At 47.6% G+C, this 18,181-nt stretch carries 14 protein-coding genes; 7 read left to right on the plus strand and 7 right to left on the minus strand.

Annotation, left to right across the window (positions count from 1 at the left end):
* The first annotated feature begins 59 nt into the window (after nucleotides 1-59).
* The 3 genes from BK127_RS30050 (at nucleotide 60) to BK127_RS30060 (ending at nucleotide 5,045) form a co-directional block, all read left to right on the plus strand.
* Nucleotides 60-1,439, plus strand: a complete 1,380-nt coding sequence (locus tag BK127_RS30050; protein ID WP_076235802.1) for an ABC transporter substrate-binding protein — start codon at nucleotides 60-62, stop codon at nucleotides 1,437-1,439.
* A gap of 211 nt (nucleotides 1,440-1,650) precedes the next feature.
* On the plus strand, nucleotides 1,651-3,435 hold the full coding sequence (locus BK127_RS30055) for a cache domain-containing sensor histidine kinase (RefSeq protein WP_179097653.1): 1,785 nt from the start codon (nucleotides 1,651-1,653) through the stop codon (nucleotides 3,433-3,435).
* A gap of 29 nt (nucleotides 3,436-3,464) precedes the next feature.
* On the plus strand, nucleotides 3,465-5,045 hold the full coding sequence (locus BK127_RS30060) for a response regulator (protein WP_076235803.1): 1,581 nt from the start codon (nucleotides 3,465-3,467) through the stop codon (nucleotides 5,043-5,045).
* 141 nt (nucleotides 5,046-5,186) lie between these two features.
* Here the strand turns inward: BK127_RS30060 and murI are convergent, their stop codons facing one another.
* Both murI and BK127_RS30070 read right to left on the minus strand, forming a co-directional pair.
* Nucleotides 5,187-5,966 (minus strand): glutamate racemase, encoded by a 780-nt coding sequence (murI, locus tag BK127_RS30065; RefSeq protein ID WP_076235804.1) that lies wholly within the window; start codon nucleotides 5,964-5,966, stop codon nucleotides 5,187-5,189.
* 156 nt (nucleotides 5,967-6,122) lie between these two features.
* Nucleotides 6,123-6,848: a 3D domain-containing protein gene (locus tag BK127_RS30070; protein ID WP_076235805.1), complete on the minus strand. Its 726-nt coding sequence runs from the start codon at nucleotides 6,846-6,848 to the stop codon at nucleotides 6,123-6,125.
* Nucleotides 6,849-7,323: 475 nt separating this feature from the next.
* Here BK127_RS30070 and BK127_RS30075 point away from each other — a divergent pair, with 475 nt between their 5' ends.
* Nucleotides 7,324-8,796 carry a PAS domain-containing sensor histidine kinase gene (locus BK127_RS30075; RefSeq protein ID WP_076235806.1) on the plus strand — a complete coding sequence of 491 codons (1,473 nt, stop codon included), beginning with the start codon at nucleotides 7,324-7,326 and terminating at the stop codon, nucleotides 8,794-8,796.
* Nucleotides 8,797-8,928: 132 nt separating this feature from the next.
* On the opposite strand, the gene BK127_RS30080 is transcribed toward BK127_RS30075, so the two are convergent.
* Nucleotides 8,929-9,831: an aldo/keto reductase gene (locus BK127_RS30080; protein ID WP_076235807.1), complete on the minus strand. Its 903-nt coding sequence runs from the start codon at nucleotides 9,829-9,831 to the stop codon at nucleotides 8,929-8,931.
* Nucleotides 9,832-9,855: 24 nt separating this feature from the next.
* Nucleotides 9,856-11,058, minus strand: coding sequence for an MFS transporter (locus BK127_RS30085; protein ID WP_076235808.1), 1,203 nt, complete (start codon nucleotides 11,056-11,058; stop codon nucleotides 9,856-9,858).
* Nucleotides 11,059-11,326: 268 nt separating this feature from the next.
* On the opposite strand from BK127_RS30085, the gene BK127_RS30090 reads away from it, so the two are divergent.
* A complete protein-coding gene (locus BK127_RS30090) occupies nucleotides 11,327-11,626 on the plus strand; it encodes a hypothetical protein (RefSeq protein WP_144026602.1) in 300 nt (99 codons plus the stop codon).
* A 27-nt stretch (nucleotides 11,627-11,653) separates the two neighbouring features.
* Here the strand turns inward: BK127_RS30090 and BK127_RS45580 are convergent, their stop codons facing one another.
* Nucleotides 11,654-13,075, minus strand: coding sequence for a M23 family metallopeptidase (locus BK127_RS45580; protein ID WP_076235810.1), 1,422 nt, complete (start codon nucleotides 13,073-13,075; stop codon nucleotides 11,654-11,656).
* A gap of 276 nt (nucleotides 13,076-13,351) precedes the next feature.
* Here BK127_RS45580 and BK127_RS30100 point away from each other — a divergent pair, with 276 nt between their 5' ends.
* Together BK127_RS30100 and BK127_RS30105 are read left to right on the plus strand one after the other, a co-directional pair.
* Nucleotides 13,352-14,608: an NAD(P)/FAD-dependent oxidoreductase gene (locus BK127_RS30100; RefSeq protein ID WP_076235811.1), complete on the plus strand. Its 1,257-nt coding sequence runs from the start codon at nucleotides 13,352-13,354 to the stop codon at nucleotides 14,606-14,608.
* 218 nt (nucleotides 14,609-14,826) lie between these two features.
* Entirely contained in the window at nucleotides 14,827-16,380 is a 1,554-nt protein-coding gene (locus BK127_RS30105) for a diguanylate cyclase (protein ID WP_076235812.1), read from the plus strand.
* Nucleotides 16,381-16,399: 19 nt separating this feature from the next.
* On the opposite strand, the gene BK127_RS30110 is transcribed toward BK127_RS30105, so the two are convergent.
* Nucleotides 16,400-17,485, minus strand: a complete 1,086-nt coding sequence (locus BK127_RS30110) for a sensor histidine kinase (protein ID WP_076235813.1) — start codon at nucleotides 17,483-17,485, stop codon at nucleotides 16,400-16,402.
* Nucleotides 17,482-18,156, minus strand: a complete 675-nt coding sequence (locus BK127_RS30115; RefSeq protein ID WP_076235814.1) for a response regulator transcription factor — start codon at nucleotides 18,154-18,156, stop codon at nucleotides 17,482-17,484. Before BK127_RS30115 ends, BK127_RS30110 begins: the two co-directional genes overlap by 4 nt.
* Between the last annotated feature and the right edge of the window lie 25 nt (nucleotides 18,157-18,181).

The following is an 18,181-nucleotide window of genomic DNA, read 5'->3' on the forward strand; positions in this document are numbered from 1 at the left end:
ACTAATTTCCCTCGGGGATTAGCATACATGTAGGAGATTGAAAGGGAGATGTGGATCGCATGTTAAAAAAAATGACTTCGATGCTTACTTTGGGGGCAATTGGTTTCTCCGTTTTGACAGGTTGTGGGAGTGGCGATACGGCGGCGAATAGTGGTACTGCCAGCACTCCAGCCAGCAGCAAGCCTGCGGACACCGCCAAACCAGCCGCTCCGGCCAAGCCCGCAGAAAATGTGAAGATCACCTTCTGGGATGAGAACGCTGGACCGGACCGAACGCCTTATTTGCAGGAGATTATTAAGCGCTTTCAAGCTAAAAACCCCAACATCACCGTCGAATATGTCGGGATTCCCAGCACCTCCGCTAAACAGAAATACGATGTCGCTATCGCCTCCAACGATACACCGGATATCGCTGGCGTCAATAATATATGGATTTCTGACTTTGCCGCCAAGGGGGTACTGCTTGCCCTCGACCCTTACTTCGATAAATGGAGCGACAAAGATAAAATCACCAAGAGCTTGATCGACTACAACCGTACTCTGGTACCTGACAAAAAGCTGTATCAAATTCCCGGCACGATGTATATGGATGTGTTCTGGTACCGGAGTGACTGGATTAAAGAAGCCGGGCTGAATCCGCCAACGACCTGGGATGACTATTTCAAGGATGTCGAGAAGCTGACCGATGCCAGCAAGAACCGGTTTGGCTATACGATTCGCGGCGGTGTAGGCAGTATTAACCAGCTGACAACCGCGATGTACGCCTATTCCGGTGTGGAGCGTTATTTTAACGATAAGGGTAAAGCAACCGTCAACGATCCGAAGAACCTTGAGTTCCTCAAAAAATATGTGGGCATGTATAAGAAATATACACCAACGAGCGATATTACAAACGCCTACAAGGAAATGGTCGCTACGTTCGATACCGGAACAGCTGCCATTGTTCAGCACAATTTTGGTTCCTACAACAACCATGTGCAATCAATCGGTGAAGGCAAATTCGCAGCGACGATCCTGCCTAAATCCAGCACCGGCAAAACCATCGTGGCCCCAAGTGCTAATGGCTACGGCATTTTCAAAAACAGCAAGCATCCGGAAGAAACGTGGGAATTTTTCAAATTCATCCTTTCCAGTGAATCGCAAGCGTATTGGAATGAAAAAATCGGACAAATGCCGATCAACGCAGATGCGCTGCAAAGCGATTATGTGAAGAAATCACAGCACATCCAGGACGGTGCCAAGGTCATGGCCGATAAAGATACAGTCGTGCTGGACGTACCGATCTATTTACCGGATTACAGCAGCATTCTGGCTCAAACACTGGAGCCTAACTTCCAGAAGGTGATGTCCGGATCCATGACGGCGGAAGCCTTCCTCGATGGATGGGCAAGCGCGATGGAGAAGGCCAAGGCGGAATACGATAAGAGTATTAAAAAATAGTCTGTTTCTTTTCCAACCATGCTCAGCAATTAATAGGATGCGTGTATAAAAATAAGCTGAATGCTGCCAAGCCAACCTTTTGGGAACAGCGCTGCAACTCCCTTCTCCCGGGTAGATGTCGACGCTGTTCTATGGCTTGGTTGTTTTTCCCATTTTAAACCCTCTATTTAATCAGGCCTTATGCTATCATGAAAACATGGGGGGATTAGCTTTGTCGTTCATTCGCAACCGTTCACTGAAATCATCCATTTTGCGATTATTTATCCCGATTATGACATTGTTCGTTTTTATTACCGGCTTGTTCTCGTACCTGCTCGCTTCCGACCAGCTGCAGCAAAATGCATTTACGAGTATTTCCGATACCGTATCGCAAACCCAAAGCTTTTTGAACGATAAACTAACGGATGTGGTTACCAGTCTGACTATTCTTGACAGCGATTCCGATTTATCCGATATTACAATACGTACTCAGAACCCCGAATACCAGCTGCACTCTGATGATTATTTATTGTTGAACAAAGCACTGAACCGTGCTTTTCCCGACCGTGCCTTGATCGACTCGACTCTGCTCTATTACAATTATGACCGCCCTGCATTTTACAGAAAGGATGATCTGACCGTACAGGTCGGAATTTCTCTTGAGCCTTACAAGCTTCGGCAGGCAACCGATCCCACCTCCGTGATCCATTGGCTGACGCTGCATACCGATCCGGTTGCGGCATCGTTAAATAAAAATTACAACGGCAAGGTCGTCAGCCTGTATAAGCTGCTCGGTAAAGACGTAGATCACAGCAAAGGCATTATTCTTTTTAATATCAAGGACTCCTTTTTCAAAACGATCCTGACTACGCCAACTATCAGTAATAATGGCTATCTCTGTCTCGTGAGCGAGGACGGTCTGATCTCCTACAAGAAAATTGCCGACAAATACGATATCAAGGATGCCGATCTACAGCCTCAAATCCTGCAAACGAAGCAGCCGTCTGGACAAATGACCATAACCAACGAATACGGCAAAGAAATGCTGGTCGTCTATGATACACTCCGAATCAACAGATGGAAAATAGCCGCCGTTATTCCAAAGGAAGAGCTGCTGGACAAGGTCAGCTATATCAAATACCTCAGCTTGGCAGTCATGTCAATTTTGTTCGTGATCGTGGTCCTCTTTTCCAACGTCATGGCCAACTATATAACGAAGCCGATTATTCAATTGACCCGCAAAATCAACACAATCGAAGAAGGGCACCTCGATATCGAATTCAAGGAATATCCGAACAATGAAATTGGCGTGCTCAACCGCGGCATGCGCGATATGCTGAAGCGGATTCAGCAGCTGCTTGTCCAGGTTGAGGAAGAGCAGGAAAAGAAACGCTCAGCCGAGCTAGCGGCGCTGCAATTTCAGATTCGGCCACATTTTTTATACAATACGCTTTATTCCATCAAGCATCTGATCGAAATGGACGAAAAAAAGGAAGCCAGTCAAATGGTGTCTGCACTCGCCGATTTTTTCCGTATCTCAATCAGTAAAGGCAGTGAAATTATTCCCGTTTCTCAGGAAATCGAGCATATCAACCATTATTTTACGATACAGCAAATGCGCTATGGCGACAGCTTTACGTACAGCATTGAGATCGATCCCGAGCTGCTGGATTTTAAAATGGTCAAGCTGACCCTGCAGCCGCTTGTCGAAAACGCGATCTATCACGGTATGAAGCAGATTCGCAAGAAAGGCCACATTCGTATTGTCGGTACGATCCTGGGCGAGAATGGTGTCATTCGTGTAGAGGACAACGGACCGGGAATGTCGGCCGAGCAGCTGGCGCACATCAAGCGTGCGCTGCAAGAGGTCATGATGAAGGGCGAAGAAGCTGTCGGCTTTGGCGTGTGCAACGTGCATAAGCGGCTGCAGCTGAATTACGGCACGTCCTGTGGCCTTAGCTATGAGAGCAGCCCCGAGACAGGGACCGTAGCTATCGTCACATTTAGAAAACAGTAGCTTTCAGATAGGAGGCTCGCGAACCCCACATGTACAAAGTAGCCATCATCGATGACGAAGTCATCATTATTCGCGGTTTAAGCAAAAATATCGATTGGCAGGGGAACGGCTTCGAGCTGGTCGGTTCCGCATCCGATGGTGAGGAAGGCTTGAAGCTCATTGCCGAGCAGCGGCCTCAGCTCATTATTACCGATATCCGCATGCCCTTCGTCGACGGCTTTGAGCTGACCGAGCAGGTTGTGAGGAATTACCCGGATACCAAAATTATTATGCTGACAAGCTATGACGATTTTGAATTTGCCAAGCGCGCGCTGCAGCTGAAGGTATTCGACTATTTACTGAAACCCGTTGACAGTGATAAATTGCTGGAAACCGCCAAACGGGCAATGAAGGAGCGTGAATATGAGTGCACCATGAAGCAAAAAGTCGTCGAGGGCATGCCGCTTTTGAAGCAGCGCTTTCTCGAAAAGCTGATCGACGGAAAGCTCACGCCCAAGGAGATTGGTTCCGGAAGCGACTTTCTCGATCTTCAGCTTGCGGCCTCACACTACGCAGTGATTCTGCTGAAGGCTGATGACTACAGCTATCCTGAATACCAGAACCGGTTCGGCAAAGAGGTACTTAAATATTGTGTACTCAACGTGTCCGAGGAAACGCTGGCCAACTTGGGCAGGGGGCTTGTGTTTAATTCCTTTGAGGATGAAGTCGTGCTGATTGTTTGCGCCGAAGGTGGACAGGAAGAGGCCGAGCAGCATGCCTATGAGATTGCGGAGACCATTCGCGGCAATGTAGAGAAGTTTTTGAAAACCACCGTAACCGCAGGTATAGGGTCCGCTTATGGGCAGGCTGCAGAAATTGCATTTTCTTATCAAGGTGCACGTTCTGCACTTGAATTTCGGCATATAGTAGGAACCAATCGTGTCCTGACCGTAGCCGATACCGGCGATGCTCCACATAAGAAATCTGTTGAATTGAACGTTCTGGAAAAGGAATTGGCCGTTAAGGTCAAGCTTGGCTTGGAGGGAGAGGCGCTTGCCTTATTGAGCAGCATGGAGCAGGCGATTATCAAGAGCCACACGGTTTCCTTATCCCGAATGCGGCTGATTGGTGTAGAGATTACGGTACTGCTGTATAAGGAATTAGAGGAACAGGCCAAGCAATTGGATGATTTCTATGCCGTTTACACCAAGCAGCAGCAGATGCAAACGGTCTATGAAATCTTTGCCTCTATACGCCAGCTTGTCATCGAGCTCGTCACCATCGTCAACGATCAGCGTGACCACCAGATGAAGAAGGTTATCCATCGTGCCGTTGCCTACATGGAGCTTCATTATGATCAAGAGGGGCTGTCTCTCCAGGATGTGTCCAGTGTTGTACACATCAGCCCCACCTATTTAAGCATCATTTTCAAAAAGGAAAAGAACATTAATTTCAGCGATTTCCTTTACCAACTGCGGATGAATAAAGCGATGGAGCTGCTGCGGATGTCCGATCTCAAGTCGTATGAGGTCGCCGAAAAGGTTGGTTACCGCAACCCGCAATATTTTAGCGTCTGCTTTAAGAAATATACCGGCATATCCCCTTCGGAATTTAAGCAGGTGAAGAGTTAAGACTCCGCCTGCCTGATAGAATAACTGATACTCGTAAACTGCCCAACGGGCTTTGTCAGCGAATGGATTGCTATCTCGGGACTCTTGAGTTAATTGTACACTATACCATCAACGATACCTTTGGGTGAAACCAGCCTTGTATCAGCTTTGATGAGTCCTATAAATGTTGAGCGCCTGCTCCATTCTTTGCAAGTAGGACGGGCTATCATCGGAACAAATAAATTGTACATCGGCACAGCCCGTGTTCTCAAGCAAGGAATGGCTGACTAACAGCTCAGCCAGATGGTTCACCGTTCCGCTGCTGCCGTCGATAATTTGAATATGCTTGGGAAGCAGCTTCCGCAAAATCTGTCTATAGAAGGGATAATGCGTACAGCCTAACACTAACGTTCCATAGTTATTCAGATCATAGGGTGCAAACTTGGCAGAGAAATAGTCAGTCATCACGGCCTCATCAAACTGCAGCGACTCGCAATATTGGACCAGTTCAGGCAGCGGCAATGAATCCACAATGCTGAGGTCGTCTATGCGGTTCACTAACTCGATATATTTGGACTCCCGCAGTGTCAGCGGCGTCGCCAGCACCAGCACACGCCTTCCGTTCACACGGCTCAGCTGTACAGCCGGCTTTACGGCTGGCTCCATACCAATAATGGGTATCGAGGTGTAGACACTTCTAAGCTCTGATATCGCAATGCTTGTCGCTGTGTTACAGGCGATAACCAGCGCTTTAATGTCCAGCTGCATCATCCTGTCGACCGCTTCAAAAATATACTGTTTAACCTCATGCTTCGGCTTCGTTCCGTATGGAACATGAAGCGTATCTGCGTAATAGTAAAAATCCTCTTGGGGAAAGCGTCTCATGCCTTCATGCAGAACCGTGATACCGCCTAATCCCGAATCAAAAAAAGCTATTCTCATCTCTCCACCTGATTCGTTTAAGAATATAATTGTTTTTGGAACACTAAATTACATTATACCCCTATTGTCAGGAAAGCCAATAGACACTGCACAAATCAAGCTGCTGTTTAAAGCATAAGGATGATTTCGTCATTGCTCCTCCGCTTCAGCTTATGCTTAACGACTTGCGGACAGCACATACACCTTCACATTCCGTTTCACACCAAAATTGACGGCTTCTCCTAAATCATTCATATACACATCAATTCGGGCGCCGCGTACCGCTGATCCCGTGTCTTCAGCCGTTCGAATACCGACTCCATCAATGAACACCTCAGTGCCAATCGGGATCACAGCCGGGTCTACAGCGATGGTTCGCCCTTCCTCGGCTTTACTTCCGCTAAAGGTAATGCCGTATTCAGGATGGCCCTCGGACTTGCCCGTAGACTCCACACCTGCCGTATAAGCCGTTAAGGTTGAATTCATCACCTGACTGATCACCTTGGGCTGATCATCCGGCAATGGGATTACAGCTTCAGCGGATGGGATATGCAGTTGCTGACCCACAATGAGAAGCTGTGAGGGTTCCAGCTGATTTTCCATTGCCAGCGTTTCCACCGAGTTGCCAAACTGCTGCGCAATATGCTCAAGGGTTTCTCCCTCATTGACCTGATACATGATTCGTTTCGGTGCTATGGGCTGCATACCCACATTCAGTTCAGACTTTGGGCTTGGCTCCCAAACGGGACCTTGAACAGGTAGATCAGGTTTGGAACCAGGTACAGCTAACGAAGCAGCGTTCAGCTCCCATATGCCGCTGGCATGAGAATGAAAGTCCAATTTCCATCCCAGTAAGATAAATAATATGAGAACATACAGTGACTTTATATTTCTTTGATACATACGAATGGTTCCTCCTTGGGGCAAACAAAATAGTAAATCATATAAGTTCAGACTTACTAGACTACAGTTACCCCAATTCATTAGCTATAAACCTTCCTAATTATGTAAAATGAATGTTATACACACATAAAAACCGCTGTTTGTTCGACTTCTCCACAGTTATCCACAAAATTATCCACAATTTGTACACACCCTTTCACAAGTACATCCATGTATCGCCAAGATCAACTATTTGCTTCTGAACCATGACAAGATGTTTTTAAAATGGTAAAATAGTCCTGCATCAAGGAAACGAAATAATTATTAAATGAGAGTTACAAGTCATAAATCTTAGGTGAGGCTGCTAAGCAGTTATTAAGAGAGATAGTCTTTCAAGTATGGCTTTGTTCGTATATATCACACAGTCCTGTAAGCGTATTCGCGACCACCATCAATATCGCATTGGCATTCAACTAGACGTGGAGGAATAGTAGACATGGAAACAAATCCTATGGACAGCTTTAGTCATACAAACATCGAGAAAAGGCTGTATGAAATTGAGGAGTTATTCAGATTAATTACCGAGAATACCTACGATGTAATCTCTTACTATACACCGGATGGATTGTGCAAATATATCTCTCCTGCTGTTCACACTTTACTTGGTTATGAAACATCAGAGCTTATCGGAACAAGAACATTTGATTGTATTCACCCCGATGATAGGAAAGCGCTGCAAGCCTATGCTGTCAACAAGGAGAGTGACGTACTCATCTTCCGGTTTCGTCATAAGCACGGCAATTATGTGTGGTTTGAATCCTCTTTTAAAAGTATTAAAAATGAGGAAGGCGATCTTCAGTACATAATAAGCATCGGAAGGGACATCACTAAACGAAAAGAGGCGGAAGAGGAGCTGCGCCAAAGTGAGGAGCGCTTTCGGAGATCTTTTGACCATGCACCTATCGGGATGGCGATTGTCGATTTAAACGGAAAGTGTCTCAAGGTGAATCGAACCCTATGCAGCATCATCGGTTATTCCAAGCAGGAATTACTGGAATTAGGTCTTAAGGATATTACACATCCGGACGATTTAGAAACAGACTTAAATTCGATGGATCGACTTAAAAACCGAATCGCTTGCCATTATTTTTTGGAAAAAAGATACATACATAAGCAAGGATCGATCGTATGGGCATTACTCGGCGTATCACTGGTTCACAATGAAGCGGGAAAACCTTTATATTTTATTTCACAAATTGAAGACATCACAGATAAAAAGAAATTAGAACAGCTGAGAGAGCAGCAGAATGAACTGTTGGACAGAACGGACAAGCTATCTACAATCGGTCAGTTCGCGGCAAGTATTGCACATGAAATCAGAAATCCGCTAACGACCATTCGCGGGTTTATTCAGCTGCTCAGTGAAAAACACACCTCAGATCCACAAGGCTATTACCCTATCATTCTGGATGAGCTAGATAGGGCTAATGAGATCATCAGCGACTTCCTGGCGCTGTCCAAAAACCGTACGATTGAGAAAAAGATGTGCAATCTTAACGATATTATCCATACACTCTATCCGATCCTATCGGCAGAGGCCAATCTGCAAGGACATACGATGGTGCTCGACCTGGACGAATCGATAAGCGACCTGCTTCTGGACGATAAGGAGATTAAGCAGCTGCTTCTGAATATCATACGTAATGGAATGGAAGCGATGGATGCGAGTGGAACCCTCACCATCGTCACTAAGGAGAATGAGGGTAAGGTTGCTTTACAAATTTCGGATACGGGCTGCGGCATACCAGAAGCCAAGATGGCTCAGTTATTTGAACCCTTTTATACGACTAAGGAGAAAGGCACGGGACTTGGTTTAGTGGTTTGTTTAAATATTGTGGAAAAGCATGGCGGTACCTTGACCTTACAATCCGAAGAGAACCACGGGACTGTGGTTCTCATTACTTTGTAGACAATGAGATGAATGAAGGACTCCATTCAATATCCTGGGAGCGCAAAAAAAAGACCATGTTTTCTACAATGTAGAAGGATGGTCTTTAGGTGTATCTACGTCCAGCACACTGTTTCATTGCTTTAAGCTTTATTAACCCTGGCCTACCCAGTCTTTACCAGCTGCTACCTCGTTCCAACGCGCACGTATCGCTAGCAATTGTGCATTCGTGAGAACTCCTCTATCAGCGAGAGCGGCATTTTGCAGCCAACGGTCAGGCTTGGTCGTGCCGACAATAGCAGTGGCCACCGCTGGCTGGCTTAATGTGAACCGCAGTGCTTGTTCGATCCCCTCTGCTGCGTCCTGCTTCAAGAAATCGTAATTTAGCTGCTGCAGCCGCTCCCAATACGTATGGTGATAGGCCTCCTTAGGCTTTTCACTGCCGGACATCCATGCCGCATTCGCTATCGGCCGCTTGGCCACAACGCCTACCTGTCTGACCACGGCTTCTGGCAGCGTTAGCTCAATAGCCTGTTGATCCGCGATATTGACTGAGGTTTGCAGACTGTCGAAGGCTCCGCACTGGAGTGCATACAATGCCGCCTGTCCATCACCACTGTAGCCGATATAACGGGTTTTCCCTGCTTCCTGTGCACGCTGTAAGACGGCAATGACTTCACCATCGCGTAATATCGCCTCGGAGCAGCTGTGCAAATGAATCAGATCCACATAATCCGTTTGCAGCCGCTGTAAGCTGCGGTCGATGCTGTCGGCCAGCATCCTCGGGTCCCAATCCTTGGCGTCGAAGCCTGAGGCATGCCCGCATTTGGTAAACAAATAGTAGTCATTTCTGCGATGCTTGACCGCTTGGCCGATAAGCTCCTCACTGGATTTATAGCATTCTGCGGTGTCGATTACATTCAATCCTGCGTCCAATGCGCTGCCGAGCAGCCGCTCCACCGTGGATAGGGAAGCCTGCTGATAGCCGATTTCTGCACCGCCAAAGCCCAACACGCTAACAAACATATCTGTTTTGCCGAATCTTCTTTTTTCCATAGAAGTCATCTCTCCCGTTTCAGATTAGTTAGATATTGATTTGCTGTCGGCGCTTTGTGGAACTGGCTTTTGCCTTAATAAATAGTGAGTCAACACCGCAGATGCACAGCCAAGTGCCCCTATAATGACAAAGCCTTCCTTTAACGTCAGCCAATCACCTGCAACCCCCATAAAAAACGGCCCGACGAACATCCCAAATCCGTAAATGGCCTGATAAAATCCCATTGCCGTCGCGCGCTTATCCGGATGCATATGCTTGATGCTGAGTGACATCAAAATGGGTGTCGCCAAACCTCTGCCAAATCCGGCAATCGCTTGTGTGAAGATCAGCCACCCCAAATCCGACGTAAACGGAATCATCATGCTGAATACCCCGTTAAGCACGAAACCGAAAATAATAATCGATCGATCCCCGAACTTTTGCGCCAGATGGCGTCCTCCTACCCATGCAGCCACAGCCGTTGGAAACGTAGAAAAGAACGTCAGCAGCCCCATATCGAGCTTCGTTGCATGAAGCGACTGGGCGTACACCGGTGTAAAACCGAAAACGGTTGCAAAGGTCAAAATTTGAAATAAAATGGCGAGCGACGAAACGACCAGCAGTGTGCGGTCACTTGCGACCTCCATGACGCCGCGGGCGGTAATCTTTTGTGCGTTATCATCAAACTTCTCAATGAGAAAGAAAGATCCGGCCATACCGATCATTCCGACAACCGCACCTATCAGGAATGACGATTCCCAGCCGTATGTGTCAGCAAACCAGCCACCGCACAAGATGCCGAGCATTTGCCCCAATGTGTTGTAGACGCTGATCGTACCAATTGCCTTGGTCGTTTCATCCTTCTTGTAATAGCTGGTAAACAGGATTGTAAAATCAACCCAGGTCGCAGCCGCTGCGCCCGCCAATGCACGCAGGATCAAGATCCAGGTCACACTGTTAGTCACCAGTATACCTGCCCCGGCCAGCACCGAGAATAAGAGCCCGAATGTAATAAACAGCTTTCTTTTATGAAATCGGTCGGACATGATCCCTACTGGGATACGCAGCAGCATTTGGCTGAAACCGTACATACCGACAATCAGGCCGGCCATTTTATGCGAGGCACCTAGCTCCTCCACATAGGCTGTCAATATCGGCACACAGGTGTACATCGAAAACCAGAATAATAACGTCACGGCACAAAACAAGGGAATACGGTAAGAACGTGGGGCAGCTGCCGAAGTCATGCGGTCTCCTTTCGGTAAAGCTATGATCTATTACCTCGAATCATACCTAATATAACCGATGGAAGGAAGAGCTGAAATAATGATCAGTTGGTATGGATAATATTGCAAGTTACGCATGGGTAACTATGAAATGATTATAGCATGCACTTAGGCAATTACTTATCGGGTGTGAGAGATATTCGTTGTACCCGCACTGCGCGGAGTTGCAACATCATCCTCGCAATTTTTCAGATCCATTGGAGGTACCATCGGTGTCAGTGTGCTCGGAGTGCTGCTTACTCAGCAAATGGCTGCAGGATTGGGCACATTAAGCCCGTCCATGACTGGCACTACTGCGGAACAGCTTCAGCACTTTACTGATCCGCAGGTGCTTCTAGACTCCAATTCACGAGCTGCATTACCTGCTGAAATTCTGCACACACTTCAACAAATATTCAGTGATGCCTTGAACCTCGTATTTCTTGTTGGTGCCATTCTGATCGTTGTCAGCCTCATCGCCAGTATTCTGATCGGTCCGGCCAGATTGGTTCCAAAGTCGGTCACAACCAAGCAGAACTTAACGCAATAGCAACTACAATTCATCCCTCTATCCGTTTCACTGCGGAGGGTTAGCACCCGGTGCTGGCAGCCAGTGAAATGGAGTTGTATCGAAAAACAAATCCGGATTGACCGGTACATTATGTGCCCAAAATGTAAAGTGAAGATGCGGACCGGTGGAGAAACCCGTAGTACCTACAAGTCCGATGATATCCCCTTGCTTCACATGATCCCCAGCCTTCACGCGGAGCTCGGACAAATGCGCATATTGCGAAAACAAGCCCATGCCATGATCGATGTAAATCGAGTTTCCTGTTAAATAGAGCAGTTCCGACAAGGCAACTATGCCATCATTTGTCGCTTTGATCGGCGTCCCCTCCTTGGCTGCGAGATCTAGCGCGCGATGACTGCTATCGAATTTCCCATTTACATAGCGGGTATAGCCATAGGGTGTTGTTAAAATCCCTTCTATCGGCTTAATAAAGTTCGTGCTGAACAGAAACTCGCCTTGAGACTCACTCCGTACTTTATCGATTTTCTTCTGATCATCCTCAATACGTTTGGTTTCCTGCTTCATGGTTTCCATTTGCTTGGTGACCTGCAGGTATTGAGTTTGGAACTTTTTGGCCTTGATGGTTAGCATGCTGTCACCAATCGGGTAGCTACCCGTCTTGATCGCAAGCGACATCGGCAAATAAGTGAAATAGCCTGCACCGAAGGGCTCCAGCTTGTAGGTCTTCCCTTCCCATGTAATTTCTCCCGGCTGTCCATGCCGTACGAGTACCACATCCCCTGGTGAGGCTGTTTCCGGCAGCACCGCCCACTGGGCCTCCATGGTCTTTTGTGCGGTTTCCTGCTCATTATAGAAAGCCGCCTCTTTCACAGCTGCCTGTATTCGCACACGCTCCGCATCCATTTCCTTGGCCATATCCGCTGTCACCTTAGGATGCCAGGTCGCACCCCCGTCAATCGTCACCCACAGCGGCGCCTCTGCATTCGTCCCATTCTCCAGCTGTACCCAACCTACATTGCGGGTCAGAAACTGCGATTTGAGCACCTTATAATCTGTGGACTGTACATGTATGACAGACGGGTTCTGCTCCTTGCCGCTCATCCAGCTTACCGTATCATCACTTACACCAACGGACTCTGAAGACAACACAGCATTAGTAGAAGAATCGGACGCAGACGCCAGCCAATGGACACCGCCATCCTTGGTAGTCATCATTCCATCGGTGTAACGGGCCCAGCCCTGAGTCAAGTTATCCATGTGAAAATCGAGCAATTCCCGTTTCTTAACCTCGGCTTTGGGGTTAACCGCCGTAACGGAGCCGCTCGCATCTGGTGCCATTACCGGAGACCGAAACCATACTATGACAGCCGCACATACCAATACACTCAATACCCCTAAACCTATCCGATATCGGATCGAAGGCTTCCCGGCGGCACGCTTGTGTACGGCTTTTCTCTCAAGCTTCATCTACGTTATCTCTCCTCACCTGCGGGAAGGGCTGTTCACCCGCTATTTCCGATTTCCCTTCCTCTATATTACGATATTCCCATTTCGGTTGCCATGACTTCTTGTACAACCCTCATGAAGGTGCAAGCATATAAAAGTAGATTTTGTCAAGTATTTTTCATGAAAATAGTTTCAGTAAGTGAGAGAAATGGTTAAAAGTTGTATGTATCCATTACATTTCCTACCACTTGGCAGCTATTATAGATGATTACCATTAATGAAGAGGGGGGACTTACGATGCAAATCAACAATTCCCACAAATTACACAGCGGCAGCCTCTACTGGCCGACAACTTTGTCGCATGTACCCAGCTATCCGGCTTTACAAGGACATATCACAACCGAGGTTGCTATTATTGGGGGCGGCATCACAGGTGCATTATGTGCAGCCGTCCTAGCAAGAGCCGGCATTCCGGCCGTATTGGTTGAGAGTCAGCGTGTAGCTTCAGGAAGTACGGCCGCGAATACAGGGCTGCTGCAGTTTTCGAATGATAAAATGTTAAGTGAGCTTGCCGATAAAATTGGTGAAACGGACGCTGTCCAGTTTTATGGAGAATGCCGCAAAGCTTTAACCCGTCTGTACAAGCTCGCGGATGAAATCCCCTACGATACAGGATTTCATGTACGCAGCAGCTTGTACTGTGCCAGTACATCCAGCGATGTTCCGCGATTGTTCAAGGAATATTCGATGCTGCGAAAGCACGGCTTTCCTGTCGAATGGGGCTCACCGCATAATACAGGCCACCACCTGCCGATCCGCAAACCCGCCGCACTCGTGACACATGGGGATGCAGAAATCAATCCGATCCGATTTGTTCACGGTTTAATTGCCGAGGCTGCACATAAAAGCGCACATATCTATGAAAACACCGTAGTAGAGGGCGTCCAACGAATGGGTGACAAGTTCGTGATTACGACAGATTTTGGCGAAATTATCGCCAGTCGTGTTGTACGCGCCGTCAGCGATGTCCCGGGAATTGAAAGCTCCTCACGCATCAAGCCGATCCTCAAACGCTCCTATGCTCTGGTCACCCCTGCAAATTCACTACCCGCTTCGTGGCCTTACGATTGTATGATGTGGGAAACAGCACGTCCCTACTTTTATTTCCGGACCACACCCGATCGGAGAATTATTGCAGGTGGTATGGATGAGGATCAAGCCGATCCGGTATCCGATGCAAACTTTCTGCTTAATCGCACCAGGCTGCTGCTTGAAGAGCTTAGGGGACTATTTCCCGATAAACAATGGGAGGCTGAGTACGCTTGGTGTGGAACCTTCGGTGAATCGGCGGATGATCTTCCCTTTCTCGGAGAAACTTCCGAGCAGCCCGGAATTTTTCATGCCTTGTCCTGCGGAGGCAATGGCACGGTCTACAGTATGATCGCTGCAGAGATGCTGCGTAACCGCATCTTAGGGCTAGAGCACCCTATGCTTGCTCTGCTCTCACCTGAACGTCCTGCCCATCCAAACAGCTCTGCCGTCAATACCATTTAAACACAAGTCACAAAAAGCTGGCTTTCACATTCATCCGAGACATGTCGTATCCGGCATCGTCTCTTTTTTATGTTATGTAATCAACCCCTTTGCAAACTTTCTGCCATTATTAATTTATTTGAGAAAACAGGAAAATAACGGAGGATATAAGCGAAACATGTCGAATAAGTTCCAATATCTGTGAAATTTACTTACATCAACGATAGGTGGCTGCAGCTATGATCCAGACATTATTATCCAATTTGGCACTCCTGACAACTTTTCTTTTTTTCTCCAGCCGATTATTCAAACTCCAACCAACAGCCCGATCCTCGTCGTTGTCCAATAAAGTCAAGGTGGGTGTCCTACATGGACTGTTCGGCGTTGTACTTATGTATTTTAGTGTGAGTGTTTCACCTCAGACATTTTTTGATTTCAGGAACAATACGATCGTCGTTTCTGCCTATTTTGGCGGCCTTTATTCTTCCCTGATAACGACGTTGATCATATCGATTGGACGCTTACTGCTGTTTGGAGGCATCAACCCTTCCTCCCTTATGGGGACATTCAACGCCCTAGTGGTTTCCTTCGTATCTGTACTGATTTTTCGAAAAGTAACCCATTATTGGAAGGCATGGTTAGGCTCGATTTCCTTAAATATGTTGCTTGCGATATCATCTGTCACTATCCTATTACCCGCACAAAGCGCTGAAATATTACCTTGTTATTTGCCAATGGTGTTAGCTAGCGGCCTGCTGGCGGCTTATTTGATCCGCTTTCTTGAAAAGTCCGATCAATTGCTCGTTACGGTTGAACAAAACGAACAACGCTACCGCAGCCTGTTTACGTTATATGATACGCTTCTCCATGCTGCACAAGATGTTGCCATTATCGCAACGGATACCAAAGGTATTATTCATCTCTACAACACAGGAGCACAACGACTTTTCGGGTATCAGGCGGAGGAGTTGATTGGCAAGCATACACCTTATGTACTGCACCTGCCATCCGAAATACAGGAGTACAGCGAGCAATTAAGCCGTCTGCACAAGCGTCCGATTGAAGGATTTGAGGTCCTGGTCGATTTCTCCCAACATTCGGACTCTCAACAAAAAGAATGGACCTACGTACGCAAAGACGGAAGCCACCTGCATGTCAATATGATTGTCAGCTCCATTAAAGATCAGGATCATCAAATTACCGGTTATCTGGGCATAGGTACGGATATTACGGAAAAGAAGCAGGCGGAGGAAAAACTGCTGGAGGCCAACCGTATTTTGCACCAGCTTTCCATGATTGACGGGTTAACGGAAATTGCCAACCGACGATCCTTTGAGGAAAATTTGGAACGTGAGTGGAAAAGAGCGGAGCGCAGCTCGGAGGTGTTATCCTTAATTATGTTTGATATTGATTATTTCAAGCTGTATAACGATACCTATGGTCATCTGGGCGGTGACTTTTGTTTGAAACGGGTAGCTTCCATAGCCCAAAAATCACTTTACCGAAAGCCTGATTTTGTCGCACGTTATGGCGGTGAAGAATTCGGAATTATTTTACCTCAAACGAATGGACAGGATGCCTTTCTGATCGCAGAGAGAATTAGAGAAGCGGTTGAAGCGGAAGCCATTCAGCATAAAGGCTCGTCGGTAAAGAGCGTCGTGACGATTAGTGTTGGAGTAGCCACGATGATTCCTTATCCGCAGATGGACAAGGAATCATTGATCAGTAAGGCGGACAAGGCTCTGTATCAGGCTAAGCAGGAGGGGCGGAATCAAGTCAGAAGCTTCACTTAAGGCCTGTTCTTGACCTCCCTTATTCCGGGGATTGCGGTTGTGGTTGTTCTGCTGTCTCCGGCAATTTAACAGTAATGGTCGTTCCTGTCCCCAGCTTGCTCTCGACAGTAATCGCTCCTTGATGCATCTCTATAATCCTGTGTACGATAGATAAGCCCAGTCCGCTGCCGCTGACCGATCGGTTCCTTGATACATCCGCTTTAAAAAAACGTTCGAAGATTCGTGTCTGATCCTCTTCGGCAATCCCGATACCGGTATCGGAAATGCTGACTAGAACTTGATCCTGTTCCTTCTCCAAGCGAACCGTAATCGTACCGCCATCCGGTGTAAACTTGATACTGTTATACAATAAATTAACCCATACCTGACTCAACAGCTCCTCATCTGCGACAATCTCCATATCAACCAGCGATACGTCCATGTCGATCTTTTTGCTGAGCCATTGCGGCTCGCAGGCTAATACCAGATTGCGCAGCTGTTTATCAAGCCGATACCGCCCAGGGTTGTAAGGATAATGCTCAGATTCCAGCGAGGTCAGTTTCAGCAGGTTGTCGCTTAACCTGGATAAGCGTCTGCTCTCTGTCTCGATAATGTGCAAATAATGCCTTCTCGCGTCCTCGCTAAGATGATCTTGCTGCAGCGCCTGCGCAAAGCCGTTGATGCTCGTAAGCGGTGATTGGATTTCGTGCGATACATTGGAGATAAATTCCTGGCGCATGGCCTCCATATGCTTTAATTGCTGCGCCATATGGTTGATGCTGTCGACGAACACTTCGAAGTGACCTTGATGGCGGCTCGTCTTGTCCAGACTGACATTAAAATTCCCTTGACTTATTTGCCTCATAGCCTCCATCACCACATGAATAAAGTGCATCTGCTTGGGCCTTGTTGTGAAGCCGATGATGAGAATAATAGATATCGCGAACATCGATCCCAGCGCCACGTTAATGAGCTGACTGATCAGGTCCGGTACCTCTATACCCCTATACGCATAAAACCAGGAGGTAATCGCATACGCCAGAGCACAACAGGACACCTCAGTCAGCAGTGCCACAAGCGTACCCAGCACGCCCTTTGCAAAATGCCGCAGCCTCTCCTTCTTCACCTTTCACCCTCCAGCCTGTACCCCAGCCCGCGGATCGTGCTGATTTTGAATAGTGGATCCCCATCTGTAAATCGCTCTCTGATGCGGTTAATATGCACATCCAGTGTACGTTCGTTTCCTTGAAAATCGTAACCCCAAATGTCCTCGATCAGCTGCTCCCGTGACAAGGTTCGACCGGGATAGCTGGCCAGCTTGAACAGCAGCTCAAACTCCTTTAAGGGCAGCGTCAAAGCTTGATCTCCAAGCCTTACCTCGAACGTATGACGATTCATGTAAAGCGTACCAATCTGCACCTCCTGGGAAGCCGCTACCCGGTACCGCTTCAAGAGCGCCTTCACCCTCGCTACAAGCTCGGCAGGCTCGAATGGCTTAACCAAATAATCGTCGGTTCCAAGCTCGAAGCCTTTCACCTTATGAGTCGTTTCACCTTTGGCGGTCAGCATTAAAAGCGGCATGTCGTAGTGCTCCCTCAGCTCTCTGCACAGCTCCCAGCCATCCATATTCGGCATCATAATATCCAGAATCACCATATCCGCCTTGGCTCCCTCCAGCTTGAGGAGGGCTTCTCGCCCATCAGCGGCCTCCAGCACATCGAATCCTGCGCGCTGCAAAAACAGGCGCACCAGCTCACGGATATGCGGATCATCGTCAACAACTAATATCACAGGCATCGTGATACTCCTCCCTTGTCATCAG

This window comes from Paenibacillus sp. FSL H7-0331 (assembly GCF_001956045.1).

Excerpts from the sequence above, each read along its gene's own strand:
- BK127_RS30100 (WP_076235811.1), top strand. The coding sequence starts at position 13,352 with ATGCAAATCAACAATTCCCACAAATTACACAGCGGCAGCCTCTACTGG.
- BK127_RS30070 (WP_076235805.1), bottom strand. The coding sequence starts at position 6,848 with ATGTATCAAAGAAATATAAAGTCACTGTATGTTCTCATATTATTTATC.
- BK127_RS30085 (WP_076235808.1), bottom strand. The coding sequence starts at position 11,058 with ATGACTTCGGCAGCTGCCCCACGTTCTTACCGTATTCCCTTGTTTTGT.
- BK127_RS45580 (WP_076235810.1), bottom strand. The coding sequence starts at position 13,075 with ATGAAGCTTGAGAGAAAAGCCGTACACAAGCGTGCCGCCGGGAAGCCT.
- BK127_RS30105 (WP_076235812.1), top strand. The coding sequence starts at position 14,827 with ATGATCCAGACATTATTATCCAATTTGGCACTCCTGACAACTTTTCTT.
- BK127_RS30080 (WP_076235807.1), bottom strand. The coding sequence starts at position 9,831 with ATGGAAAAAAGAAGATTCGGCAAAACAGATATGTTTGTTAGCGTGTTG.
- BK127_RS30060 (WP_076235803.1), top strand. The coding sequence starts at position 3,465 with ATGTACAAAGTAGCCATCATCGATGACGAAGTCATCATTATTCGCGGT.
- BK127_RS30050 (WP_076235802.1), top strand. The coding sequence starts at position 60 with ATGTTAAAAAAAATGACTTCGATGCTTACTTTGGGGGCAATTGGTTTC.
- BK127_RS30115 (WP_076235814.1), bottom strand. The coding sequence starts at position 18,156 with ATGCCTGTGATATTAGTTGTTGACGATGATCCGCATATCCGTGAGCTG.
- BK127_RS30075 (WP_076235806.1), top strand. The coding sequence starts at position 7,324 with ATGGAAACAAATCCTATGGACAGCTTTAGTCATACAAACATCGAGAAA.
- murI (WP_076235804.1), bottom strand. The coding sequence starts at position 5,966 with ATGAGAATAGCTTTTTTTGATTCGGGATTAGGCGGTATCACGGTTCTG.